This window comes from Pseudomonas sp. 65/3-MNA-CIBAN-0223 (genome assembly GCF_040310425.1).
GTDB classification, from domain to species: Bacteria; Pseudomonadota; Gammaproteobacteria; order Pseudomonadales; family Pseudomonadaceae; genus Aquipseudomonas; species Aquipseudomonas gregormendelii.
The window spans coordinates 165,320-190,192 of record NZ_JBEOPV010000004.1; the positions used below are offsets into that span (position 1 = coordinate 165,320).

At 61.7% G+C, this 24,873-nt stretch carries 23 protein-coding genes; 17 read left to right on the plus strand and 6 right to left on the minus strand.

Annotated elements, in window-relative coordinates; all coding sequences use genetic code 11:
* The first annotated feature begins 47 nt into the window (after window positions 1–47).
* The 10 genes from AAEZ09_RS05810 to AAEZ09_RS05855 all read left to right on the plus strand — a co-directional run bounded on the left by AAEZ09_RS05810 (window position 48) and on the right by AAEZ09_RS05855 (window position 12,298).
* Window positions 48–1,460, plus strand: coding sequence for an amino acid permease (locus tag AAEZ09_RS05810; protein ID WP_350598567.1), 1,413 nt, complete (start codon window positions 48–50; stop codon window positions 1,458–1,460).
* 289 nt (window positions 1,461–1,749) lie between these two features.
* Window positions 1,750–2,541 (plus strand): enoyl-CoA hydratase/isomerase family protein, encoded by a 792-nt coding sequence (locus tag AAEZ09_RS05815; RefSeq protein ID WP_225569018.1) that lies wholly within the window; start codon window positions 1,750–1,752, stop codon window positions 2,539–2,541.
* A gap of 45 nt (window positions 2,542–2,586) precedes the next feature.
* Window positions 2,587–3,747: an acyl-CoA dehydrogenase family protein gene (locus tag AAEZ09_RS05820; protein WP_350598569.1), complete on the plus strand. Its 1,161-nt coding sequence runs from the start codon at window positions 2,587–2,589 to the stop codon at window positions 3,745–3,747.
* 18 nt (window positions 3,748–3,765) lie between these two features.
* Window positions 3,766–5,865: an acetate--CoA ligase family protein gene (locus AAEZ09_RS05825; RefSeq protein WP_350598571.1), complete on the plus strand. Its 2,100-nt coding sequence runs from the start codon at window positions 3,766–3,768 to the stop codon at window positions 5,863–5,865.
* A gap of 10 nt (window positions 5,866–5,875) precedes the next feature.
* Window positions 5,876–7,483: a 5-guanidino-2-oxopentanoate decarboxylase gene (locus AAEZ09_RS05830; RefSeq protein WP_350598574.1), complete on the plus strand. Its 1,608-nt coding sequence runs from the start codon at window positions 5,876–5,878 to the stop codon at window positions 7,481–7,483.
* 37 nt (window positions 7,484–7,520) lie between these two features.
* Window positions 7,521–8,711 (plus strand): pyridoxal phosphate-dependent aminotransferase, encoded by a 1,191-nt coding sequence (locus tag AAEZ09_RS05835; protein WP_350598576.1) that lies wholly within the window; start codon window positions 7,521–7,523, stop codon window positions 8,709–8,711.
* Window positions 8,704–10,116 carry an aldehyde dehydrogenase family protein gene (locus AAEZ09_RS05840; protein WP_350598578.1) on the plus strand — a complete coding sequence of 471 codons (1,413 nt, stop codon included), beginning with the start codon at window positions 8,704–8,706 and terminating at the stop codon, window positions 10,114–10,116. The genes AAEZ09_RS05835 and AAEZ09_RS05840 overlap by 8 nt, the downstream gene beginning before the upstream one ends.
* Window positions 10,117–10,150: 34 nt before the next feature.
* Window positions 10,151–10,855 carry an NAD(P)H-dependent oxidoreductase gene (locus AAEZ09_RS05845; protein ID WP_205891884.1) on the plus strand — a complete coding sequence of 235 codons (705 nt, stop codon included), beginning with the start codon at window positions 10,151–10,153 and terminating at the stop codon, window positions 10,853–10,855.
* A 93-nt stretch (window positions 10,856–10,948) separates the two neighbouring features.
* Window positions 10,949–11,875: a LysR substrate-binding domain-containing protein gene (locus AAEZ09_RS05850; RefSeq protein ID WP_045058745.1), complete on the plus strand. Its 927-nt coding sequence runs from the start codon at window positions 10,949–10,951 to the stop codon at window positions 11,873–11,875.
* Window positions 11,876–11,932: 57 nt separating this feature from the next.
* Window positions 11,933–12,298 carry a 5-carboxymethyl-2-hydroxymuconate Delta-isomerase gene (locus AAEZ09_RS05855; protein ID WP_045058744.1) on the plus strand — a complete coding sequence of 122 codons (366 nt, stop codon included), beginning with the start codon at window positions 11,933–11,935 and terminating at the stop codon, window positions 12,296–12,298.
* A gap of 82 nt (window positions 12,299–12,380) precedes the next feature.
* Here the strand turns inward: AAEZ09_RS05855 and AAEZ09_RS05860 are convergent, their stop codons facing one another.
* Together AAEZ09_RS05860 and AAEZ09_RS05865 are read right to left on the minus strand one after the other, a co-directional pair.
* Window positions 12,381–13,313, minus strand: coding sequence for a LysR family transcriptional regulator (locus AAEZ09_RS05860; protein WP_350598581.1), 933 nt, complete (start codon window positions 13,311–13,313; stop codon window positions 12,381–12,383).
* Between the two features lie 89 nt (window positions 13,314–13,402).
* Window positions 13,403–14,587 (minus strand): cyanate transporter, encoded by a 1,185-nt coding sequence (locus AAEZ09_RS05865; RefSeq protein ID WP_350598583.1) that lies wholly within the window; start codon window positions 14,585–14,587, stop codon window positions 13,403–13,405.
* A gap of 383 nt (window positions 14,588–14,970) precedes the next feature.
* On the opposite strand from AAEZ09_RS05865, the gene AAEZ09_RS05870 reads away from it, so the two are divergent.
* The 5 genes from AAEZ09_RS05870 (at window position 14,971) to AAEZ09_RS05890 (ending at window position 20,793) form a co-directional block, all read left to right on the plus strand.
* Window positions 14,971–16,353, plus strand: coding sequence for a glutamine synthetase family protein (locus tag AAEZ09_RS05870; protein ID WP_350598585.1), 1,383 nt, complete (start codon window positions 14,971–14,973; stop codon window positions 16,351–16,353).
* Window positions 16,354–16,520: 167 nt separating this feature from the next.
* Window positions 16,521–18,170: a phosphoethanolamine transferase gene (locus tag AAEZ09_RS05875; protein WP_350598587.1), complete on the plus strand. Its 1,650-nt coding sequence runs from the start codon at window positions 16,521–16,523 to the stop codon at window positions 18,168–18,170.
* A gap of 152 nt (window positions 18,171–18,322) precedes the next feature.
* Window positions 18,323–19,456: a ribonuclease D gene (gene rnd, locus AAEZ09_RS05880; RefSeq protein WP_205891888.1), complete on the plus strand. Its 1,134-nt coding sequence runs from the start codon at window positions 18,323–18,325 to the stop codon at window positions 19,454–19,456.
* Window positions 19,453–19,746: a YcgL domain-containing protein gene (locus AAEZ09_RS05885; protein WP_008036150.1), complete on the plus strand. Its 294-nt coding sequence runs from the start codon at window positions 19,453–19,455 to the stop codon at window positions 19,744–19,746. Before rnd ends, AAEZ09_RS05885 begins: the two co-directional genes overlap by 4 nt.
* Window positions 19,747–19,860: 114 nt before the next feature.
* Window positions 19,861–20,793 (plus strand): D-2-hydroxyacid dehydrogenase, encoded by a 933-nt coding sequence (locus AAEZ09_RS05890; RefSeq protein ID WP_045058738.1) that lies wholly within the window; start codon window positions 19,861–19,863, stop codon window positions 20,791–20,793.
* Between the two features lie 93 nt (window positions 20,794–20,886).
* Here the strand turns inward: AAEZ09_RS05890 and AAEZ09_RS05895 are convergent, their stop codons facing one another.
* Window positions 20,887–21,480 carry a nitroreductase family protein gene (locus AAEZ09_RS05895; RefSeq protein ID WP_045058737.1) on the minus strand — a complete coding sequence of 198 codons (594 nt, stop codon included), beginning with the start codon at window positions 21,478–21,480 and terminating at the stop codon, window positions 20,887–20,889.
* A gap of 162 nt (window positions 21,481–21,642) precedes the next feature.
* Here AAEZ09_RS05895 and AAEZ09_RS05900 point away from each other — a divergent pair, with 162 nt between their 5' ends.
* Window positions 21,643–22,092 (plus strand): YcgN family cysteine cluster protein, encoded by a 450-nt coding sequence (locus AAEZ09_RS05900; RefSeq protein WP_045058736.1) that lies wholly within the window; start codon window positions 21,643–21,645, stop codon window positions 22,090–22,092.
* A gap of 26 nt (window positions 22,093–22,118) precedes the next feature.
* The gene (locus tag AAEZ09_RS05905) at window positions 22,119–23,348 is read left to right on the plus strand and encodes a hypothetical protein (RefSeq protein ID WP_350598590.1); all 1,230 of its coding nucleotides are present in this window, start codon (window positions 22,119–22,121) and stop codon (window positions 23,346–23,348) included.
* Window positions 23,349–23,406: 58 nt separating this feature from the next.
* On the opposite strand, the gene AAEZ09_RS05910 is transcribed toward AAEZ09_RS05905, so the two are convergent.
* From AAEZ09_RS05910 to AAEZ09_RS05920, 3 genes are all read right to left on the minus strand, one after another.
* Window positions 23,407–23,784: a YgaP family membrane protein gene (locus AAEZ09_RS05910; protein WP_045058734.1), complete on the minus strand. Its 378-nt coding sequence runs from the start codon at window positions 23,782–23,784 to the stop codon at window positions 23,407–23,409.
* Window positions 23,785–23,876: 92 nt separating this feature from the next.
* On the minus strand, window positions 23,877–24,347 hold the full coding sequence (locus AAEZ09_RS05915) for an RNA methyltransferase (protein WP_045058733.1): 471 nt from the start codon (window positions 24,345–24,347) through the stop codon (window positions 23,877–23,879).
* 120 nt (window positions 24,348–24,467) lie between these two features.
* Entirely contained in the window at window positions 24,468–24,842 is a 375-nt protein-coding gene (locus tag AAEZ09_RS05920; RefSeq protein WP_045058732.1) for a YajD family HNH nuclease, read from the minus strand.
* Between the last annotated feature and the right edge of the window lie 31 nt (window positions 24,843–24,873).

Sequence of the window (24,873 nt, forward strand, 5' to 3'; positions counted from 1 at the left end):
ACGTCCTGTCAGCCGCCGCGCACCGCGCCGACTGCTGAGGTGCCGACATGAGCGAATCAATCGACCGCCAAGGTATTCACCTGACCCGCGCCCTGAAAAGCCGGCACATTTTCATGTTGTCCCTGGGAGGTGTGATCGGCACCGGGCTGTTCATGGGCTCCGGCGTGACCATCAACCAGGGCGGGCCGGTCGGGGCGATCCTGTGCTACCTGGTCGCCGGCTTCCTGATGTACCTGGTGATGGTCTGCCTCGGTGAACTGTCTGTGCAAATGCCGGTGTCCGGCTCGTTCCAGACTCACGCCACCAAATTCATCGGGCCCGGCACCGGCTTCATGATCGGCTGGGTCTACTGGATGAGCTGGGCCACCACCGTGGGGCTGGAATTCACCGCAGCGGGCATGTTGATGGAACGCTGGTTCCCGACCGTGCCGATCTGGTACTGGTCAGCCTTGTTCGTCGCGGTACTGTTCGGCCTTAACGCCCTGGCGACCCGTGCGTTCGGCGAAGCGGAATACTGGTTTTCCGGGATCAAGGTTGCTGCGATTCTGGGGTTCATCGTGGTCGGCGTGCTGGTGATCTTCGGCGCCATCCCGCTGACCAGTGGCGAGCCGGCGCCGATGATGACCAACCTGATCGGCGATTCACTGTTCCCCAACGGCCTGTCAGCCGTGTTCGCAGTGATGATGACCGTGGTGTACGCGTTCCAGGGTTGCGAAATCATGGGCGTGGCGGCTGGCGAAACCGATCAGCCGGAGAAAAGCATTCCCCGTGCGGTTCGCAACGTGGTGTTTCGCGTATTGATCTTCTACGTGCTGGCGATCGTGGTGCTCTCGGCCATCGTGCCTTGGCAGCAGGCCGGACTGATGGAGAGTCCGTTCGTGCAGGTGTTCGACATGGTCGGTATTCCCTACGCTGCCGACCTGATGAACTTCGTGATCCTGACGGCGATTTTGTCGGTGGGCAACTCCGGGCTGTATGCCTCGACGCGCATCTTGTGGGCAATGTCCAAGACCGGCATGGCCCCGAAAAGCCTCTCGCCATTGAGCAAGCGCGGCGTGCCGTTGCGGGCGTTGAGCATCACCCTGTGCTTTGCGCTGGTGTCGCTGATGACCAGTTTTGTCGCCGCCGATACTTTGTTCATGGTGTTGATGGCGGTGAGCGGCATGTCGGGCACGGTGACCTGGATTGTCATTGCCCTGGCGCAGTACAAGTTCCGCAAGGCCTACCTGCGTGATGGCGGCAAACTGAGCGATCTTAAATACCGTGCGCCCTGGTTTCCGCTGATTCCGCTGACGTGCATTGTGTTGTGCTGTTCGTTGTTTGTATTCCTGGCACTGGACGAGACGCAACGGCCTTCACTGTATTGGGGCGGTGGCTTTATCGCGCTGTGTTACAGCGCTTACTTCCTGATTTATCGCAAGCGTCAGGGGGTGTTGGCGCCGAGCTTGCCGTCTGTTTGATGGCTTGAGGCGGACAAAGAACGCGACGGGTGACCGTCGCGTTTTTTTGTTTCAAGGCTGCGCACGCCGTCATTCCCGCCGTAATGGGCAGGGGCATGTGCCTAGTTGTTCAAAGTTGTAACAAGCGCAGCCTATCAGCCCGTTAAATCTTCAATAAATCTATATATATCAATTAGATATGAAGAAATTAGTTTGCACTAACGACCGATTGCCGCCTTACTGAACACTCGTTTAGTATGGCCTCAGTCGCATCACCTCATTCCAATCAAAAATAATCCGAGGCCCCGCAATGACTACTCAACCTTCACTGCTCAGCCAGGTCGAAGCAGGCGTTGCCTGGATCACCCTCAACCGCACGGCTCAGCGCAACGCCCTCGACATCCCGACCCTGAAAAACCTGCACGCCCTGCTGGACGAATTCAACGCCGACCCGGCCGTTCGCGTTGTCGTGCTCACCGGCAGCGGCCGCAGCTTCTGCGCCGGGGCAGACCTCGCGGAGTGGGCCGAAGCCGAAGCCCGTGGCGACCTGGAAACCTATGGCTGGACCGAAACCGCCCACGCCCTGATGAGCCGTCTGTACAGCCTGGAAAAACCCACCATCGCCGCCATCAACGGCACTGCTGTCGGCGCCGGCATGGACCTGACCTTGTGCTGCGACCTGCGCCTGGCCGCGCAATCGGCGCGGTTCAAGGCTGGCTACACCAGCATGGCGTACTCCCCGGACGCCGGTGCCAGCTGGCACTTGCCCAGGTTGATCGGCACCGAACAAGCCAAGCGCCTGCTGTTCCTCGATGAACTGTGGGGCGCAGACCGGGCCCTGGCCACCGGGCTGGTAGGCGAAGTGTGCGCCGATGAACAACTGCTCGACGTCGCCGGCGAACTGGCAACGCGCCTGGCCAACGGCCCGACCTTCGCTTTCGCCCAGACCAAGAAACTGATGCGCGAAGGCGCCCAGCGCGACCTGCCACAGCAACTGCAAGCCGAACTGGCGGCCGGCCTGCTGTGTGGTCGCAGTGAAGACGGGGCAGAAGCCTTGCGGGCTTCCGTGGAAAAACGCCCGGCACGTTTCGTCGGCAAATAAGCCTGCACCACCCTCATACCCCGTGAACGAACAACAGGTAGCACCATGAATTTCCAACTGACCCAAGAACAAGAAATGTTGGTGGAAGCGGTACGCAGCTTTGTCGCCAAGGAACTGCTGCCCCACGAGGAAGCGGTGGACCGCGCAGACGAAGTCTCCCCTGAGTTGGCGGCAGAGATTCGCGGCAAAGCCATCGCCGCCGGTTTCTATGCTTTCAACATGCCGGAGGAGGTCGGTGGCGGCGGGCTCGACTACCTGTCCCAGGCGCTGATAGAGCGTGAGCTGTCAAAGGTTTCGTGGGCGCTGCACGTGTTCGTCGCACGGCCTTCGAAGATCCTCATGGCCTGTACGGGCAGCCAGATCGGCGACTACCTGCTGCCTTGCATCCAGGGCGAGAAAATCGACTGCTTCGCCCTGACCGAACCCGGTGCCGGTTCCGACGCCAATGCGATCAAGACCCGCGCCGTGCGCGACGGTGAAGACTTCGTCCTGAACGGCAGCAAGCACTTCATCAGCCACGCCGGGCACGCCGATTTCGCCATAGTCTTTGCGGTTACCGACACCTATGAACACAACGGCCGCAAGCGCAACGCCGTGACTTCGTTCCTGGTGGATCGCGACACCCCGGGCATGACCATTCGCCGCGGCCCCAAGTGCGTGAGCAACCGCGGTTACCACACCTTCGAAATGTTCTTTGACGACTGCCGGGTGCCGGCCAACAAAGTGCTCGGCGAAGTCGGCAAGGGTTGGGAAGTGGCCAACGCCTGGCTTACGGCCGGCCGGGTGATGGTCGCCGCCAACTGCGTCGGCCAGGCCCAGCGCGCACTCGACGTATCGCTGCAATGGGCGGCGGATCGCAAGCAGTTCGGCCAGCCGATCGGCACGTATCAGGGCATCTCGTTCAAGCTTGCCGATATGGCCACGCAGATCCGCGCGGCGGAACTGCTGACCTTGCATACCGCGTGGAAAATGGACCAGGGCACCATGACCGATGGCGAAGCCGGCATGGCAAAACTGTTCGCCAGCGAAGTGCTCGGACGCACCGCCGATGAGGCGGTGCAGATATTCGGCGGCATGGGCCTGATGGATGAAGGACCGGTGGAGCGCATCTGGCGTAACGCGCGGATCGAGCGCATCTGGGAAGGCACCTCGGAAATCCAGCGGCACATCATTTCCCGTGAACTGCTGCGGCCGCTGTTGCGCTGATCGTCCTGGAGAATTGCCATGTCGCAGACTATTCGTGACAACCTCAAGCGCCTGCTTGCCCCACGCCATTTGGCATTCGTCGGCGGTCGCAGCATGGCCCGTGCGCTCAAGCGCTGTGCCGAAGGCGGCTACCAGGGGCAGATGTGGCTGGTGAACCCGCAACATGAAAGCCTCGAAGGTGTGCCCTGTGTGCGCAGCATTGCCGAGCTGCCCTGTGGCCCGGACGCGGTGTTCATCGCGACCAATCGTGAGCTGACCCTCACCGCCGTGGCGCAGTTGGCCGCGAAGGACGCGGGTGGCGCGATCTGCTACGCCTCCGGGTTCGCCGAGACCGGGGCGCAAGGCCAGGCCTTGCAGCAACAGCTGCTGCAGGCAGCCGGCCAGATGGCCTTGCTCGGTCCCAATTGCTACGGCCTGCTCGACTACTTGCACAGCTCGGCCCTGTGGCCGGTGGCTCATGGCGGCAAGCCAGTGGAGAAGGGCGTCGCCGTGCTGACCCAGAGCGGCAACTTCGCCTACAACCTGTCCATGAGCGACCGTTCACTGCCGGTGGCCTACATGGCATCGGTGGGTAACCAGGCGCAACTGGGCGTCGCCGAATTGATGGACGTATTACTCGATGAGCCGCGGGTCACGGCCATCGGCCTGCACCTTGAAGGGCTGAAGAACGTGCCGGGTTTCGCCCGCGCCGCGCACAAGGCGCTCGAAAAGGGCATTCCGATCATCGCGCTGAAAACCGGCGTGTCGCAGATCGGTGCCGAACTGGCCCTCAGTCACACCAGTTCGCTGTCAGGTTCCGATGCGCTCTACGACAGCCTGTTTGCACGCTTGGGCGTCATCCGGGTCAGCGGGCCGGTGAGCTTCGTCGAAACCCTCAAGGCCGCCGCTTGCGGAAAACTCCCCGCAGGCGACAGCCTGATCGCCCTGGCCTGTTCCGGTGGTGACGCTGGCCTGATTGCCGACTACGCCGAACGCAATGACCTGACGTTGCCCAAGCTCGACGACACCCAGCGTGAAGAACTCGCGCAGGTGCTGCCCAGTTACGCCAACCTGGTCAATCCGCTGGATTTCACCACTGCGATCTGGGGTGACGGCGAAGCCTTGAACCGCATGCTCGACAGCGCCCTGCGGACCGAGGCCGACGCGGCCATGCTGGTGCTCGATTATCCGGCGGAATCGACCGGTGAACGCAAGGAATGCGACCTGTTGCTTGAGCTTTATTGTGCCGCGCTGGTGCGTCACGGCAAGACCGGTTTTGTCACCTCGGCGTTCCCCGAGCTGCTGCCGGCCAGCGCCCGCGAGCGCCTGCATGCCCAGGACGTGGCGGCGCTGCAAGGGGTCGAAGATGGCCTGGCCGCCTGGGGCCGCATTGCCGGTTATCAGCGTAATCGCCAGGCACTGCTGGCGCTCGGCGAGTCGGCACTGGTACCGCTGTGCCCTCGAGCTTTGACGGGTGAAGGTCGCCTGCTCAACGAGTGGGATTCGAAACAGGCGTTGCGCGCATTTGGCCTGCCGACGCCCAACGGTGTGCTGAGCACGCCGGCGAATGCACTGGTCGATGCCAATGGGTTGGGTTACCCGCTGGTGCTCAAAGCCGTCAGTGCACAACTGCCCCACAAAACCGAGGCCGGTGCGGTCGCGCTCAATCTGAAGGACGCCGCCGCCCTGAGCGCCGCGTTGCAAAAAATGCACGCGAGCATCGCCGATTACGCTCCGCACGTGCCCTTCGATCAGGTGCTGCTGGAACCCATGGCCACGCCGCCCCTGGCTGAACTGATTGTCGGCATCAAGCGCGAAAATGACTTTTGCCTCGCGTTGGTTATCGGCGCCGGGGGCATTTTGGTGGAGCTGCTCAAGGACAGTCGCAGCCTGCTGCTGCCGACCACCGACGGCGCCATTCGCCGCGCGGTGCTGAGCCTGCGCAGCGCCGGTTTGCTGCAAGGTTTTCGCGGCCGTGAAGCGGCCGACCTGGACGCGCTGGTGGCGGCGATCCGCGCCGTGGCGGACTACGCCTGCGAAAACGCCGACGCCCTGCTGGAACTCGATGTGAACCCATTGTTGGTCGGCGCCCACGGCACGACTGCGGTCGATGCGTTGATTCGCCTCGGCCACGAGTGAGGATATGAACATGCAAACCAAGACATTGACCGGTGGCCAGGCCCTGGTGCGACTGCTGGCCAACTACGGCGTCGACACCGTGTTCGGCATTCCCGGCGTGCATACCCTGGAGCTGTATCGGGGCCTGCCGGGCAGCGGCATTCGCCATGTGCTGACCCGACACGAACAGGGTGCCAGCTTCATGGCTGACGGTTATGCCCGGGTCAGCGGCAAACCGGGCGTGTGCTTCATCATCACCGGGCCGGGCGTGACCAACGCGGCGACCGGCATCGGCCAGGCGTACGCCGACTCGATTCCGATGCTGGTGATCTCCAGCGTCAACCACACGGCCAGCCTCGGCAAGGGCTGGGGCTGTCTGCACGAAACCCAGGATCAGCGCGCCATGACTGCGCCGATTACCGCGTTCTCGGCGGTGGCGTTGAGTGCCGAGGACCTGCCCGAATTGATCGCCCGCGCCTATGCCGTGTTCGACAGCGAACGCCCGCGCCCGGTACACATTTCGGTACCGCTGGACGTGCTGGCGGCGCCAGTGAATCGCGACTGGAGCAACGACGTGGTACGGCGTCCGGGACGCGGACCGGCCTCGAACACGGCCATGGAACACGCCGCGACCAAGCTGCAAAACGCCAAGCGACCGATGATCATTGCCGGTGGCGGCGCCCTTCACGCGACGCAGGAGCTGCAAACCATCAGCACCCGACTGGCCGCGCCGCTGTTCACCAGCGTCGCCGGCAAAGGGCTGTTGCCAACGGATGATCCGCTCAACGCCGGTTCGAGCCTGTGCATCGAGCCCGGCTGGAACCTGATCGCCGAAGCCGACGTGGTGTTGGCGGTCGGTACCGAAATGGCCGACACCGATTTCTGGCGCGAGCGCTTGCCGTTGACCGCCGAACTGCTGCGGGTGGACATCGATCCGCGAAAATTCAACGACTTCTATCCTTGTGCTGTGGCTCTGCAAGGCGACGCGCAACAGACGCTCGCCGGCCTGCTGGAGCGTCTGCCCGCCACCGACCGTGATGCCAACGCAGCAATCGCCAGCGTCGCGAAACTGCGTGATGCGGTGAAGAACAGCCACGGCCCGTTGCAGTCGATTCACCAGGGCATTCTTGAGCGCATTGCCGCCGAGCTGCCGGACAACGCCTTCATCAGCACCGACATGACCCAGTTGGCCTACACCGGCAACTACGCCTTCAACAGCCGCGCCCCGCGCAGCTGGTTGCACCCGACCGGCTACGGCACCTTGGGTTACGGCCTGCCGGCCGGCATCGGCGCCAAGTTTGGCGCGCCCAATCGGCCGGGGCTGGTGCTGGTCGGCGACGGTGGTTTCCTCTACACCGCGCAGGAACTGGCGACGGCGGTCGAGGAACTGGACAGCCCGCTGGTCGTGTTGCTGTGGAACAACGATGCCCTGGGGCAGATCCGCGACGACATGCTGGGCCTGGACATCGAACCCATCGGCGTGTTGCCGCGCAATCCGGATTTCGCCGCCCTCGGGCGCGCGTTCGGCTGCACCGTCACCCAGCCGCAAAGCCTGGCCGAGTTGCAGACCGATCTGCGCCATGGCTTCAAGCGTAACGGCGTCACCCTGATCGAGCTCAAGCATGCCTGCGCGCATTGATTTTCATTTTTTTGGGCTTTTTTAAAAGGAGCAGGCCATGCGTTTTTCCGATCTGACCCAACGAATCGCCGGTGACGGCGCCGCTGCCTGGGACATCCATTACCGCGCGCTGGCGCTGCAGGAACAGGGCGAAGACATTCTGCTGTTGTCCGTGGGCGATCCGGATTTCGACACCCCGGTGCCGATTGTCCAGGCGGCCATCGACAGCCTGCTTAATGGCAACACTCACTACGCCGACGTGCGCGGCAAACGCACCCTGCGCGAAGCCATTGCCAGGCGGCACCAGCAACGCAGCGGCCAGGCGGTGTCGGCCGACCAGGTCACGGTGCTTGCCGGTGCCCAGTGCGCGCTGTTTTGCGTGGCCCAGTGCGTGCTCAATCCAGGCGATGAAGTGATAGTCGCCGAGCCGATGTACGTGACCTACGAAGCGGTGTTCGGGGCCTGCGGTGCGGTGGTGATCCCGGTGCCGGTGCGGCCCGAGAATGGCTTCCGGGTATTACCCGAAGACGTTGCGGCGCGCATCACCCCGCGGACTCGCGCGCTGGCGCTGAACAGTCCGCACAATCCATCTGGCGCCAGCCTGCCGCGCACCACCTGGCAGGCACTGGCCGGGCTGTGCATCGACCATGACCTGTGGTTGATTTCCGATGAGGTCTACAGCGAATTGCTGTTCGAGGGCGAGCACGTCAGCCCGGCCAGTTTGCCGGGCATGGCCGAGCGCACCGCGACGCTCAACAGCCTGTCGAAATCCCACGCCATGACCGGCTGGCGAGTCGGCTGGACGGTGGCGCCGCCGGCGTTGGCGCAGCACCTGGAAAACCTTGCGCTGTGCATGTTGTATGGCTCCCCCGAATTCATTCAGGACGCTGCCGTGGTGGCGCTGCAAAGCAACCTGCCGGAGTTGCAGGCCATGCGCGATGCCTATCGCCAGCGACGCGATCTAGTCTGCGCCAGCCTTGCCGACTGCCCCGGCGTGCGCCCCCTGACGCCCGATGGCGGGATGTTCGTGATGGTCGACATACGCGAAACCGGGCTCAGCGCCCAGGCATTCGCCGACCGTCTGCTCGACCGCCATGGCGTCTCGGTCCTGGCCGGCGAAGCCTTCGGCCCCAGTGCCGCCGGGCATATACGCCTGGGCCTGGTGGTGGGGGCAGAACACCTGAGTGACGCCTGCCAGCGCATCGCCCGCTGCGCCAGTGAACTGATGGAGACCCGACACTATGCATGATTACACAGCGCTGTTTATCGATGGCCGCTGGCAGGCGCCGTCAGGGCAGGGCGTCGCCCAGGTGATCAACCCGGCAACCGAGACCGCCGCCGGTTCAGTGCCGCTGGGCGATGAACGGGATGTCGACAACGCGGTAGCCGCGGCTCGGCGTGCTTTCGGTTCATGGTCTCGCACACCTTCAAGCGTGCGCGCCGGCTACATCCGCGCGCTGGCCGGGCAACTGCGCGAGCGTGCCGACGAAATGGCCGCAGTGATCACTGCGGAACTGGGCATGCCGGTGCAGTGGTGCCGTGCGGTCCAAGTGGACGGGCCCATCGAGGGGCTTGAGCAATACATCGAACTGGCCGGCCTGATGGATGAAGTCCGCGAGGTCGGCAACTCATGGGTGGTGCGCGAGGCGGTGGGCGTTTGCGCGTTCATCAACCCTTGGAACTACCCGCTGCATCAGTTGATCGGCAAACTGGCACCGGCGCTGGCAGCCGGGTGCACCGTGGTGGTCAAGCCGAGCCAGGAAACACCGCTGCATGCGTTCTTCCTGGCGCAGATGATCGAGGAAATCGGCTTGCCTGCGGGGGTGTTCAACCTGGTCAGCGGGCCGGGTGCGAAAGTCGGAGAAGCGCTGGCCAGGCATCCGGACGTGGACATGGTGTCGTTCACTGGCTCCACCGGCGCTGGCGTTCGTGTGGCCCAGGCGGCGGCGCCGTCGGTCAAGCGCGTATGCCTGGAACTGGGCGGCAAGTCGCCGCTGCTGATCGCCGAGGATGCCGACCTGGCCGCAGCGGTGCGCTATGGCGTTCAGGACGTGATGATCAACTCTGGCCAGACCTGCACTGCACTGACCCGCATGCTGCTGCCGGCGAGCCGTTACGCCGAGGCTGTGGAAATCGCCATCGCCGAGGCCCAAAGCCTGCGCATGGGCGATCCGCTGGACCCGCAGAGCTTCCTTGGGCCGATGTGTTCTGCGGCCCAGCGGCGCACCGTGCGCGACTACATCCAGGTCGGCCAGCAGGAAGGCGCACGGCTGGTGCTCGGTGGCGAGACTGACGAATTCGAGCGCGGGTTCTACGTCAGTCCGACGCTGTTCGCTGACGTCGACAACCGCATGCGCATCGCCCAGGAAGAAATCTTCGGGCCGGTGCTGTGCCTGATTCCGTACGCCGATGAAGCGCAGGCGATCCAAATGGCCAACGACTCGCCTTTCGGCCTGTCCAGCGGCGTCTGGACCGGCAGCCGGGAGCGGGCCCTGGGATTGGCGCGGCAGCTGCGTGCCGGGCAGTGTTTTCTGAACGGCGCGGCGTTCAACTATCAGGCGCCATTCGGTGGCTACAAACAGTCAGGCAATGGTCGTGAATGGGGGGAGGAAGGACTTAACGAATTCGTCGAAGTGAAGGCGATCCAGGTATGACTCCCCCCAACGTGCCAGCATTCAAGGAATACCCATGAAAGTATTGATCGTTCACGCCCATCCCGAACCCAACTCGTTCACCGCAGCCCTGCGTGACCAGGCTGTCGCGACACTCCAGGCCCAGGGGCACGAGGTCAAGGTCAGCGATCTGTACGCGATGAACTGGAACCCGGTGGCCAGCGCCGATGATTTTTCCTCGCGGGACAATCCCGACTACCTGGTGTACGCCCTGGAGCAACGCCTGGGCGTCAAGAGCCAGTCCCTGGCGCCGGATATCCAGCAGGAACTCGACAAACTGCTGTGGGCTGACTTGCTGATCCTCAACTTCCCGATTTTCTGGTTCTCCGCACCGGCCATGCTCAAGGGCTGGATCGATCGGGTGCTGGTGTCCGGCGTGTGTTATGGCGGCAAGCGTTTTTACGACCAGGGCGGTTTGAGCGGCAAGAAGGCGCTGGTGACAGTCACCCTCGGCGGGCGCGAGCACATGTTCGGCGAGGGCGCGATTCACGGTCCGCTGCAAGACATGCTGCGTCCTATCCTGCGAGGCACCCTGGCCTACGTCGGCTTCGACGTTCTGCAACCCTTTGTCGCCTGGCACGTGCCTTACATCAGCGACGAGGCCCGCAAGGGTTTCCTGCACGATTACCAGCAGCGCCTGGAGCACCTGAGCGACGAGCAACCACTGACGTTCCCGCGCCTGGCGCAGTTCGATGAGGCCCTTTATCCGCTACCCGTGTGAGTGCAAGTCACGCCGCTGGCGTTCATGCCGATGGACGCCAGGCCCCAGGTCTTCCTACACTGCCCGCAGTTCAGGGGGACAAGGGGGCAATGGATGAATCGCAATGAGCTACGCAAGGCCGACATCAACCTGATGGTGGTGTTCGAGACATTGATGCTTGAACGCAACGTCACGCGGGTTGCCGAGAAGCTGTTTCTCGGTCAACCGACCATCAGTTCGGCGCTCAACCGCCTGCGCACGATGTTCAACGACCCATTGTTCATTCGGGTCGGCCATCGCATGGAACCCACCGCCCGCGCCGAAGAGTTAATCAAGTATCTTTCGCCGGCCCTGGATTCGCTGTCGATCGCCCTGAGCCTGACCCACGATTTCGATCCCGCAGTGAGCACCATGACCTTCCGCATCGGCCTGTCTGATGACGTCGAATTCGGCCTGCTGCCGCCGCTGTTGCGGGCCCTGCGCCAGGAAGCGCCGAAAGTGGTGTTCGTGGTGCAGCATGTCGACTACTGGCGCATTCCCGACTTGCTGGCGTCTGGCGACATCACCGTCGGCATCAGCCAGACCCGCGGCCTGCCGGCCAACGCCAAGCGCAAATTGCTGCGGCACATCCAGCCCAGCATCCTGCGCGCCGATGCGTCCGACACCCCGCTGACCCTGGACGAATACTGCGCGCGTCCCCACGTGCTGGTGTCCCACACCGCCAACGTCAGCGGCTACGCCGATGAATGGCTGGCAGAGATCGGCCGCACCCGCCAGGTCGTGCTGTCCGTGCCGCAATACAGCTCCTTGCCCGCGCTGTTGGCCGGCACCGACCTGATCGCCAGCCTGCCGGACTACGCGGCCGAAGCCATGGCCGCGTCCGGTGCACTGTTCAAAGAGCCATTCCCGTTCAAGACTCCGACCCTCGACCTGTCGATGGTCTGGCTCAGCCACGTCGACACCGACCCGGCCGAACGCTGGCTGCGCAAACGCCTGGAAACCTTCATGAGCGCGACCGATCTTATGCCCCCAGCGCCGTGAGCCCGTAAACTCTGTGCTATACGTACGACCCTCCCGCCACTCCAAAGAGCATTCGACATGCCCCACCTGCACATGGAATACACCGCCAACCTGCCAGGCCTGAACGCCGACGTCGCCTTGATCCGGCTGAACAACACCTTGGTGGGCTCCGGCCAGTTCGCTGCCGAATTCGACATCAAAAGCCGCGCGATCAAAGTCGAGACCTTCAAGGTCGGCACTGCCATGGCCGAGCGTGGCTTCGTGCATGTGAAGCTGGCGCTGCTCAGCGGGAGATCGCCGCAGATCAAGAAGCAACTGTCGGAGAGCCTGTTGGCGGTGGTGCAGGATTTGTGTGAATGGCCGGTGGGGGTGGACGTGCAGTTGTGCGTGGAGATTCTGGATATTGATCGGGAGTCTTATGCGAAGACGGCGGTTGGGCACTGATTGGGTTGGAGCTGTCAGCCAGTTATCTTCACTTGGGATTGGAACAGGCTCACCCATCACAGTGTGAGCCCTGGTCCTTGCGCTACTTGCTCTGCCGGTCACATGCCAGATCGATCTGCTCGCGTAACCAGGCATTAGCGCCATCTTTCTCCATTCCCTGATGCCACTGCATATCCAGGCAAAAACCTGGCAACCCAACCGGCGCTTCGCAACACCCAAACCCGCCATCGCCAGCAAGCGCCTGTTGAATACTCTTCGGCAACATCACCACGAACTCCGTCCCCTTGATCATCTTCAACGCCGCGCCATAACTGTTGGCCCGCGCTACGATCTGGCGACTGCGCCCCTGTTGCGCCAGCCAGCCGTCGACCATGTTGCTGCTGGAAGTCCACGGGGTGGGGAACACGTGGCGGCGTTCGACGAGTTCGTCCAGGCTCAACCGGGGCTCGCCGGGGGCGGCGGGTTTGTCGAAGACGCAGACCAGTTGATCTTCCAGCAGCGTCGCCGACTTGATGTCGCCGTGGCTGCGATGGAAGTTCGGGCCGAAGCAGATCACCAGGTCGAGGCTGCCGTCGCGCAGGGCTTGGGCCGGGATGTCGGATTCGAGTTTGTGCACGTTGACGGTCACCGGCCAGTCGGCAAACGCGAAGTGCTTGAGCAGGCGTGGCAGGATCAGTTGTTCGAAATATTCCGGGGCGCACAGGTTGAAGGTGGTTGGCCGCAGGGCGGGGTCGAAGGTCGTTGAGCCGGCTTGGCACAGGTTGATGTGTTCGAGGACTTTCAACACGTGCGGGTACATGCTGTCGGCTTTGTAAGTGGGCTGCATGCCGGAACGACTGTAGAGGAACAACTCATCGGCAAAAGCCGCGCGAAGTTTTTTCAGGCAGTAGCTCACAGTCGACTGGCTGACGCACAGGGCTTCGGACACGGCGGTGACGTTGTGTTGCTGGTACACGGCAACGAACACCATGAGGTCCTGCATGTCGAGCTTTCTAAGTACGTTGCTGTTGAGCATCCATTGCGTCTCGCAGTCCTTGTTGCGCAGGTGGGCGCAACGGTCTGCGAAGGATCCTAACGGATCGACGGATTCAGGAGAATCGTCCTTCAGTGAATGTGTCGAGCGTAGTGCCGGGGATCGAAGCGCAGGACCATCAGGATCATCAGTGCCACGACGGCAGTCAGGGCCCACCAGGCCCACTCGAAGCTGCCCAGATGATCGCGAATCATACCCGCGAGCAGCGGCGAGACACCGGCGATCAGGTAGCCGATGCCCTGCACGAACGCGGTCAGGCTTCCCGCACGTTGCGGGTTGTCCAAGTGATCCATGGACACGATCAGGCTCATTGGAAACAGCCCGCCAATGCCCAGCCCCAGCAGGCATGGCCACATCAGGCTCAGGTGCTGCGGGCTGAGGATCAGCCCGCAGAAACCCGCCATGATCAGTCCCAGCAACACCACCAGCACCAGGCGGCGGTCACGGCTGCGGTTGGCGATGGCCGGGGTGGCCAGGCCGGACAGCACTTCCATGGCTGTCAGGAAACCCAGAAGCAAGCCGGCGTCCTGTTCGCTCCAGCCTTTTTCCACATAGTACGGCGCCAACCAGGCCAGCACGCAAGTGTAGGACGCGGTGCCCAGGCCAAAGAAGATGGCGAGCAGCCAGGCGCGGGAATTGTTGAAAAAAGACTGCCTGGTGGCCGACTTTGATTCGATCAGCGATTGCTGCGCGGGCTGTGCCATCCAGAAAATCAGGGCGACCACCGCGAGCGCGGCCCAGACTGCCAGGCCGACTCGCCAGCTACCAGTGCGAATCATCACCAGCGGGGCAAAGGCGGCGGCGATGGCCGCGCCGCCCATGATCGAGGTGACATAGAGGCCCATGCACAGGGCGACGTTGTCCCTGAAGCGCGACTTGATCAGGGCTGGCATCAACGCCTGAATCAGGGCAATGCCCACGCCTGCCAGCACGGCGCTGAGAATCAGTTCGGCTGCGGAGTCGAGGAATAGTCGTGATGCGGTAGCCACACCGATGATCAGCAGGGAAAGGACCACGGTCCGTTGTTCGCCCAGGCGCTGGCTGACGCGGATGCCGAAGAACATCGCCACACCCATCGCCATCACCGGGAGCATGGTCAGCAGCGACGCCAGACTGAAACTCAGTTCAATGTCCCCACGAATCGCCGACAGCAACGGGCCGATGGCGGCCATGGAGGGGCGCAGGTTGAGCGCAACCAGGACGATGGCGAACATTAGTAGAAGGGCGGGGCGGGCGGTGGTGCGGACGGTTTCCATGGATCGGACCTTAAATGAGCAGGTGCCGATTAAGCAGGCGCGAGTTGGCGGGCGGCAAATCAGAAAGTCGGCTTTGGTATTTGGAAATTAAATAGTGCTGATTGTTTAGCCAACCCACACCCAAGGTTCTTCAAATGCCGATTTAATACCCCAACCACCCGTGTGACGCTGCTGTTATCTGTTTTGCACGGTTTGTCCTATGGACGGTTGCCCCGTCACACTTCCTTCCGAACTGGCCTTCTGGGCGCTGTGGCACTGCCGTCACGCGCGCCCGCCGGATTTCTGCGTTCTGCGTTGATTCATCAATAACCGGTCCCGGCTCGTTTCGGGATCAATCGGGCAGCGCGTGCGCGCTTGCCTGACACGCAAACAAGAGAAATCCCATGAGCAGTGCCACGACCGCCTTCGCCACACAGCAGGAAGCCCTGACCTTTCTGGAACAGAATCCGGACATCGAGATGTTCGAGCTGTTTATCCTCGACAACAATGGAGTACCGAGGGGCAAGTTGCTGCACCGCGATGAACTGCTGGCGGTGTACGCCACTGGCCGTCCGCTGCCGAGCACTATCCTTGGCCTGACCATCAATGGCGATGACGTGGAAAACTCCGGGCTGGTGTGGGACGTGGGTGACATCGATTGTCGCGCCTACCCGATCAGCGGCAGCCTGACGCGCATGCCGTGGCGCTTGATTCCGACGGCGGCGGTGCAGGTCAGCATGCACCCCACCGAAGGAATGCCGGCGACCATTGCCGACCCGCGGCATCTGCTGGCCAAAGTGATTGAGGGCTTGCAGGCCGACGGTTATTACCCGGTGATGGCGGCGGAACTGGAGTTTTATCTGCTGGATCAGCAGCGCGACGGTAACGGGCGCCCACAGCCGGCGCGGGACGTCGACGGCGGTCGCCCACGGGGTACTCAGGTCTATGGCCTGCGCGAGCTCGAGCAGATTGAGCCGTTCCTGGCCGATCTCTACAGCGCCTGTAAACTCCAGGGCATTCCGGCGCGTACGGCGATTTCCGAATACGCGCCCGGGCAGGTGGAAATCACCCTCGAACACCGCACCGATGCGCTGCAGGCCATGGACGAAGCGGTGCGCTACAAGCGGCTGGTCAAGGGTGTGGCGCACAAGCACGGGATGACGGCGTGTTTCATGGCCAAACCGTTCGATGACCTGGCGGGCACCGGGATGCACATGCACGTCAGCCTGGCGGACTGCGAGGGTAACAACCTGTTTGCCAGCGAAGCGGCGGACGGCACGCCGCTGCTCAGGCATGCGGTCGGCGGCATGCTAAGCACCTTGCTGGATTCGTTGCTGTTGTTTTGCCCGAATGCCAATTCCTATCGCCGCTTTCAGACCAACAGCTACGCGCCGCTGGCCGCTACCTGGGGCGTGGACAATCGTACGGTCAGCTTGCGCGTGCCCGGCGGCCCGGCGTTTTCCCGGCATATCGAGCATCGCATTTGTGGCGCTGATGCCAACCCGTACCTGGCGGCGGCGGCGATCCTGGCCGGTATCCATCGCGGCATTCTTGAACAACTCGACCCCGGGGCGCCGGTGGAAGGCAATGGCTATGCCCAGGCCAAGGAATTACTCCCCACTGACTGGCTGACCACCCTGCGCGCGCTGGAAGCGTCGAGTTGGGCGCGGGAGGCGTTCGGTCCTGAGTTCCTCGGGGTTTACCTGGCGGTTAAACGGGCCGAGTACCGGCAATTCATGGGCGAGGTCGGCGAACAGGACTGGCGCTGGTACTTGCACCAGGCCTGAATCATTCTCAAATACACTGCAAGTTTGACCCCTGTGCCATTAGCCAACTAATCGTTGGCTAATTTTTCACAAAAAATTGATGGTTGGCTGCCTAGAGTTAACGTCGCCGGGATAAATGATTTTTTCACATTTGTCCCAAGCGCCTCTCTTCAGGAACTGCCGAAATCATGTTGAAGTTAAAAGCCGTTCGCCCCGAGTGGGTGACACTTGCTGCCAGTGTCTTTTTATTAACAGGTTTTAATTTCGTACTGTGGCAGCACCTGGCCGAGATTACCGCCAACGACGGCCAGGGGCTGGCGATGCGGATCGCGTTCGGGGTGATGATCCTGGCGGCCTTCAACATCGTGCTGACGTTGCTGGCGTTTCGGCCTGTCCTGAAACCTGCACTGACGCTGATCTTCCTGTGCAGCGCCGGGGTGGCGTACTTCATGAGTCAATATGGCGTGCTGATGGACATTGGCATGCTGCGTAACTTTGCCCAGACCAACGCAACGGAAGTTCGCGATTTACTGTCAATTAAGTTGCTGGCTTATATATTGTTGCTTGGGGTTTTACCCTCCTGGTTGTTGTGGAAACTGCCTGTCAATTATCGGCGTTGGCACCGCGAGCTATTAAGCAAAGGTTTGGTAAGTGTGGCCTCGGCTGCGGTCATTGGAGCGATTGCGCTTATCAACTATCAAGGCCTGTCCTCCTTGTTTCGCAATCACCATGAATTGCGCCTGATGGTGGTGCCAAGTAATTACATTGCTGCCTCGCTTGGCTTTATTAAGGAGCAGGTGGTGACGGCACAGCGCCCCTTTGTGAAGATTGGCGAAGACGCCCAGCGCAACCCTGCCTGGCAAACCCACGGCCGCAAATCACTGACGGTGCTGGTGGTGGGCGAAAGTGCCCGGGCGGAAAACTTCGGCATTCTTGGGTACGGTCGCGATACCACGCCCAAACTTGGTAAGGAGGCGGGCCTGATCGCATTCACTGATGTGCATTCCTGCGGCACTGAAACGGCTGTCTCCGTGCCGTGCATGTTTTCCAACATGGGCCGCAAGGGTTACAACGCAAGCCAGGCAAAGAGCGAAGAGGGCCTGCTGGATGTGCTCAAGCGGGCAGGGCTGGACGTAATCTGGCGTGACAATCAGTCGGGATGCAAAGGCACCTGCGACCGCGTCACCTTTGAAGACGTCAGCAATCTGCAGACGCCCGGCTTATGCGCCAGCAGTGAATGCCGCGATGAAATCCTGCTGCAGGGCCTGCAGCATTTCATCGACTCCCTGGACAAGGACACCGTGCTGGTGTTGCACCAGATGGGCAGCCATGGCCCGGAATACTTCAAGCGTTACCCCAAGGAATACGAACACTTCACCCCTGTTTGCGAAAGTAATGCGCTGAACAATTGCAGTCGCGAAAGTATCATCAATGGCTACGACAACACCCTGGTGTATACCGACCATGTCCTGTCTTCGCTGATCGACGTATTGCGCAGCAATCAGGACAAAGTCGACACGGCGATGCTCTATCTGTCGGATCACGGCGAATCCCTGGGTGAGTACAACCTGTTCCTGCATGGCACGCCTTACATGCTCGCACCGGACCAGCAAAAGCATGTGGCGATGCTGGCCTGGTTCTCCGACAGTTATCAGAAGTCGTTTTCGGTGGACACTCACTGCCTGCAGCTAAGTCGTGACAAACCCCTGAGCCAGGACAACCTGTTTCACTCGATGCTGGGCCTGCTGCAGGTCAACAGCAAGGTCTACGACCAGGACCTGGATATGTTTGCCGGCTGTCGCGGTGCGGTGATCGATGGAGTGCTGGCTAAACAGTAGGGCAAGCGAAGCGGCCTGCACCCCGTAAACCTCCGCCCGTCAGACATTTCTTGCCGTCATGTACATCTTTTCGCTAAAGCTCTTGTTCAGTGGAGGCGCGGAAATCGCCGGGGGCGATATATACTGCGCGCCATTCTTCAAGGGAGAGCCGTGTGGCCATCGATATTCATTGGATTCGCGACAACGATAGCCTCGGTCGCTTTTGCGCCGAATGGCAGCAACTGCCCTACGTTGCCCTCGACACCGAATTCATGCGGGTCGACACCTTTTACCCGATTGCAGGCCTGCTGCAGATCGGCGATGGCGTACGCGCTTACCTGATTGATCCGTTGACCATCGACAACTGGCAGCCGCTGGCCGCATTGCTGGAAAACCCGGCGGTGGTCAAGGTGGTGCACGCGTGCAGCGAAGACCTCGAGGTGTTGCTGCGCCTGACCGGCAGTCTGCCGGCCCCGCTGTTCGACACTCAACTGGCGGCCGCGTACCTGAACCTGGGCTTCTCCATGGGTTATTCGCGGCTGGTGCAGGAAGTGCTGGGGATCGACCTGCCCAAGGGCGAGACTCGTTCGGACTGGCTGCAACGTCCACTTTCCGACACTCAGATCAGCTACGCCGCGGAAGACGCCCTGCATCTGGCGGAAGTTTTCGTACGGCTGCGTCCGAAGCTGTCTGAAGACAAATACAACTGGGTTCTGGAAGATGGTGCCGAACTGGTCGCCAACTTGCGTCGGGAGATCGATCCGTACGAGGTCTACCGCGAAGCCAAGCTGGCCTGGAAGCTGTCCCGTGCCCAACTGGCCGTGTTGCGTGAATTGTGCGCCTGGCGCGAGCGCGAAGCCCGCGCCCGTGATCTGCCGCGCAACCGTATCGTGCGCGAGCATTCCCTGTGGCCGCTGGCGCGTACCCAACCGGACAGCCTGGGCGCGCTGGGCAAGATCGAGGACATGCACCCGCGTACCGTGCGTCAGGACGGCGAGTTTCTGCTTGATCTGATCAAACGCTCAGGCAGTGTGTCGCCTGATCAATGGCCGCCTGCCGTGCCTGAGCCCTTGCCGGTGGACGCTGCCGTGCTGGTCAAGCAACTGCGTGCGATCGGCCAGGCCGAAGCCGAACGCCTGAACATTGCGCCGGAACTGATGCTGCGCAAGAAAACCCTGGAAGCCTTGCTCAAGAGCGGCTTTCCCAATGGTCCCTACCAATTGCCTGATTCGCTGCGTGGCTGGCGCCGCGAATTGATGGGCCAGGCGCTGCTCGACAGCCTGGCCACCGCCGGAGAACAGCCTTGAAACGTATTTGCTCCATTTATCGAAGCCTGAAAAAGAACGAGATGTATCTCTATGTGCTCAAGAGCGATGCCCTGGAGCGCGTTCCGGAAAGCCTGATGGCGGCGTTCGGCAAGCCGCACCACGCGTTCGACCTGGTGCTCACGCCTGAGCGCAAGCTGTCGCGCGAGGACATCACGGTGGTGCTGGAAAACCTCGACAAACAGGGTTACCACCTGCAAATGCCGCCCGCTGAAGACGAGTACATCGAGCACCTTCCGGAAGAGTTGCTGCGACGCAACGACCCGATGTAATCGGCCAAGGCTGCGAGCTTCCCTGAAACACTGGAATTGATATCTGGCGATGACCGCGCGATGGAGGCTGACTCCAGCGGCGGTTGTCCGCACTGTTTTCGAAAGGTTTGAACCATGCGCGTTCTGATTGCTGAACACGACCATCCTGTGTACGCCCAACTGTTGCGCCAGGCCGCGCCTGAGCTGGAAGTGCTGACCAGTGGTGACTCCGCCGAACTGGCCAGCCAGGCTGCCGACTGTCCGGTCTGGCTGGGCCAGCCGGATCTGCTGGCCAACCTGCTGCGTCAGGGCCACCAACCACAATGGCTGCAGTCGACCTGGGCGGGAATCACACCGCTGCTCGCCGACGGCTTGCCACGGCACTACCGTCTGACCCGGGCGGTGGGGATTTTTGGCCAGGTCATGGCCGAGTACGTACTGACCTATCTGCTGGGTCACGAGCGCGAGGTGCTGCCCCGCCTGGTCAGCCAGGTCGAGCGCAAGTGGGACAGTCGCCAGGGCCAGAGCCTGGCGGGTCGCAAGGTGTTGATCGTCGGCACTGGCGACATCGGCCAGACCGTTGCCCGTTTTCTGCAGCCCTTTGGCGTCGAGTTATACGGCATCGCCAGCGAAGCCCGCGAGCAGGCACCATTTGTCGAGGTCGGCACCCTGTCGGACCTGCCTCGGCTGGTGGGTGAAGTGGATTACGTGATCAACCTGTTGCCGAACACGCCTCACACCCACGATCTCTACGATGCTGCGCTGTTCAAGCAATTCAAGCCCACCGCGTTGTTCCTCAATGTGGGTCGTGGAGTCGCGGTAGTGGATGCCGATCTGGTGGAAGCCTTGAAGGAAGGGCATCTGGCCGGCGCGGTCATCGACGTCTGCCGCCAGGAGCCATTGCCGCAGCGGCATCCGTTCTGGACAGCGTGGGGCTTGCTGCTGACCGGCCACAGCTCGGCACCGACCTCACCTTCGATGATGGTGCAACTGTTCGTCGAGAATCTGCGGGCGTACCAGGCGGGCGAAGCGTTGCGCGGGGAAGTGGATTTCAGTCGCGGGTATTGAGTCGTCTCCAAAAAGGTCGCAGCCTGCGGCAACTCCTACAGGGCCATGTGTTGTCCACCTGTAGGAGCTGCCGCAGGCTGCGATCTTTTGCTTTTAGAGGGTGAAATCTCCCTCAGCCGCCAACTCGGCCAACGGCCGACGCGGGCTTGGCAACTCGCGTGCCTGCAGGTATTCCGCCAGGGTCGCCTTATCCCCCAACTTGCCCACAGCCACCGCCGCGTGCAGGGCATAACCCTCGGGGATGTTCAGTTCCTTGCGGGTCAGCGCCTGGTCAAACCCGGCCATGCCGTGAGTGTGCCAACCGCTGATGCTCGCTTGCAGGGCCAGATGCCCCCAGGCCGAACCGGTGTCGAACGTGTGCCACAGCGCCGGGGTTTCTTCACTGGCGCCCGGGGCGGTGAAGCTGGTCTTGGAGATCACAATGATCAGTGCTGAGGCGTGTTGCGCCCAGCTGCGGTTGAATTCGTTCAGCAGGCCGAGGTAACGCTCCCAGTTTGGCGTGTCGCGACGTGCGTACAGGAACCGCCACGGCTGCGAGTTGTAGGCCGAGGGCGCCCAGCGTGCGGCTTCGAAGAAGCTCAGCAGGGTTTCCTCGGGAATGGCTTCGCCGGTGAATGCGCGGGGCGACCAGCGGTCGGTGAACTGCGGGTGGATAGCGTAATCGGCAACACGCGGGTTGGCACTCATCGACAGATTCCTTGCTTGGTATGAAAGTGGGCGACGCAAAACCCTACGTGGCGGCGTCAAAACTGACAAGTGAGTTCTACCGGCAGTCGCCAATGCTTGGCCCGCAGGGCGTGTGGCACTAGACTGGCGGCCTTTTCACCACCTGATGTCGATGCTCGAACCATGGCCGCCAAAGTCGAACCGTTCTGGATAAGCAAAACCCTCGATCAACTCGATCAAGAGGAATGGGAATCGCTGTGCGACGGCTGCGGCCTGTGCTGCCTGCAAAAGCTCGAAGATGAAGATGACAACAGCGTCTATTACACGCGAATCGCCTGCAAGTTACTGGATTTGAAGACCTGCCAGTGCAGTGATTACCCGAACCGTCGAGCTTCGGTGCCAGACTGCATCCAGCTCACGCCTGGCAAGGCCGACGAGTTCAAATGGCTGCCGCCGACCTGCGGTTACCGCCTGGTCAGTGAGGGCAAGGACCTGCCGCTCTGGCACCATCTGGTCTGCGGTGATCGCGATGCGGTGCACCATGAACGCATTTCACAATCAGGGCGCATGCTGGCCGAAGGCAGCGTGGCCGAAGACGATTGGGAAGACCATCTGATTTTCCGCGCGGGTTGATTGTCCGCTCGCCACAAGGAGAGTGTATGGCTGTGGGATTGCGCCAGGCGTTGGCGGTGGGGCTGCTGGCCCTGAGTTCATCGGTGTGGGCGGCGAAGAAAGTCGATCTCGATTACCACGTGCGCCTGTTGCCGCAAAGTGACGAGGCCGAGGTGCGGCTGACACTCGCCCAGGGATCTACCGTCCGTAGCCTGGATTTCGACCTGGGCGATGGCAGCCATTACAGCGACTTCAAAACCGACGGCCAGTGGCAACTCGTGCCGGGCAAGCAAACGCGCGGCATTTGGCGACCGGCTGCCGACAAGTCCAGCCTGACCTATCGTGTGCGCATCAGTCATGGTCGCAAGGGCGGCAGCTTCGAGACGCGCATGACGCCCACCTGGGCGCTGATGCGCGGTGACGATCTGGTGCCCGCCGCCAGGCTCGATCAGCAGGATGGCATCGAGCTGGTGTCTCGCCTTGAGTTCGAGTTGCCGACGGGCTGGAACAGCGTGGAGACCGCCTGGCCGCGGATCGGCCGGAACAAATTCCGCATTGATAACATCTCCCGGCTGTTCGACCGACCCACAGGATGGATGCTCGCCGGCCACCTGGGGACTCGTCGCACACGACTTGGGGAAACCGAGGTCACGGTGGCGTCTCCCCAGGGGCAGGGCATGCGGCGTATGGATGTGCTGACGCTGCTGACATTCATCTGGCCCCAGGTCCAGGCGATGTACCCTCGGCATCCGACCAAACTGCTGATCGTCGGCGCCAGCGACCCTATGTGGCGCGGGAGTCTGGCCGCACGTGAATCCATATACCTCAACTCCCGGTTGCCGCTGGTCAGCGAAAGCGGCAGCAGTGCACTGGTGCGCGAATTGGCCCAGCTGTTTGCACGCATCAATGATAAGCAGCGCAGCGACTGGATCAGTGAGGGGTTCGCCGAGTACTACGCCATCGAACTGGTGCGCCGGGCTGGCGGCATGAGCGATGAGCGGTATGCCAGCTTGCACAAAAAATTGGCGCGAGAGGGCGAGAAGGTGAAGACCCTGCGCGGCGAGCAGGTCGATTCGGCGCAGATTGGCAGGGCGGTGTTACTGCTGGGGGAGCTGGACCAGGAGATACGCATCAAGACCCGCAACAAGCGCTCGCTGGACGATGTGCTGCGCGGGGCGATGCGATTGGAAAGTGTGGATACCAGGGAATTTGTGCAGTTGGCCGAGAGTGTGATTGGCGAGCCTTCCAAGGTTTTGGATACTGAGTTGCTCCAGTAGATCTAAAGATCGTCCGGACGCGGCCCGAGCCTTCGGACGATCTTTTGCTCTTAAACCCTTAAACCCCAGTCTTCGGCGAAACCAGCGAATCATTGCCAGTCACAGTAGCCGTACTGGTCGCTGCCTCGGCGTTCTTCTTCAACTGGGTCAATTCTGCCCCGGCGCGCTCGATCTTCGCCCGAACGTTGTTCATGTCCTGGCGACTCTTTTCCAGCAGGCTCTTGGCCGAACTGTGCCCGGTGATACCGCGGGCCAGGGCCACGCCGCCGATCGCCACCTGGATCAAACCAAAAATCCCGCCGCGACGCAGGCCTTTGCCCATCATCACCACGCCGCCGGCGAGTGAGCCGATGCGTTCCCAACCGTGAACGTTCTGCTCGGGGTAGGTTTGGAACGGGGTGGATTCAATGCGCTGTACGCGTTTGAGTTCGCTCATGATCTGTCTCCTGGCTGGATGGACTGCTTCAAGAATAGATAATTAAGCTGACTGCCATCGCGGGCGGCTTGTTCCATCGGATGTGCAGCAATTTAGCGAAATTTCGCCCCGGAGCGGGTGTTCAGGCCTTTGGCCATGCGGTCGTAGAGCACCACGTTAACGGTTGCTGCGAGGTTCATGCAGCCGGTTGTCGGGATGTAGACCACGTCTTCACACCAGTCACGTATCTCCTTGTCCAGCGAGCCGTCTTCCGGGCCGAAGATGTACAGGGCGCGATCGGGATGGGTGTACTCAGGCAGGGCGCGGGCACCTTCGACCAGTTCAACCGCCACCGGGACGCAACCCAGGGGCAGGATTTTTTTCAGGTCATCGATGCCAATCAGCGGGATATCGTAGTGGACCCGCTTGGTGTCGGTGACGAAATCAGCGGCGCGTTCATAGCGCTTGCCGGTGTAGAAAACCGAGGCCACGCCATAGCAGCCGGCGGCGCGCATGACCGAACCGACGTTTTCCGGTGACTTGGGGTTATACAAACCAATGCAGCTGTACCGTTTGTCTGCCACGAGCGGGGTGCCTTCGGGAAAAAACGGCGATTATACGGGGATTGGGGCAGGGGTGCTGGTTTGAAGCACTGTTGTGGACGGGCTTGCTCGCGAAGGGGCCAGCCCAGTCTATGACTACCTTCAGTCTTCCTTCTTCATCAACCCTGCCAGCGCCGCGAACGGGTTGTGCGTCGCCTTGGCAATCTTCGGCGAGCTCAACGAACCCTCGCTGAAATACTGCTGGTCGGTGTACCGCGAGTGCTCATTGTCATGGCAATACAGGCACAGCAGCTCCCAGTTCGAGCCGTCCTGGGGGTTGTTGTCGTGGTTATGGTCACGGTGATGCACGGTCAATTCGCTAAGGCGCTTACCGGAAAATTCTCGGGTGCAGCGGCCACACACGTGCGGGTACATCTTCAGGGCCTTGTCGCGGTACCCCATTTCCTTGTCGCGCTGGTTATCGGCGAGGATGCGGTCCAGCTTCGAGGTGTTGGTCGGGGTTGTTGACGAACTCATGGGTTCACCTTTGTAAAAAAGACTGATGACG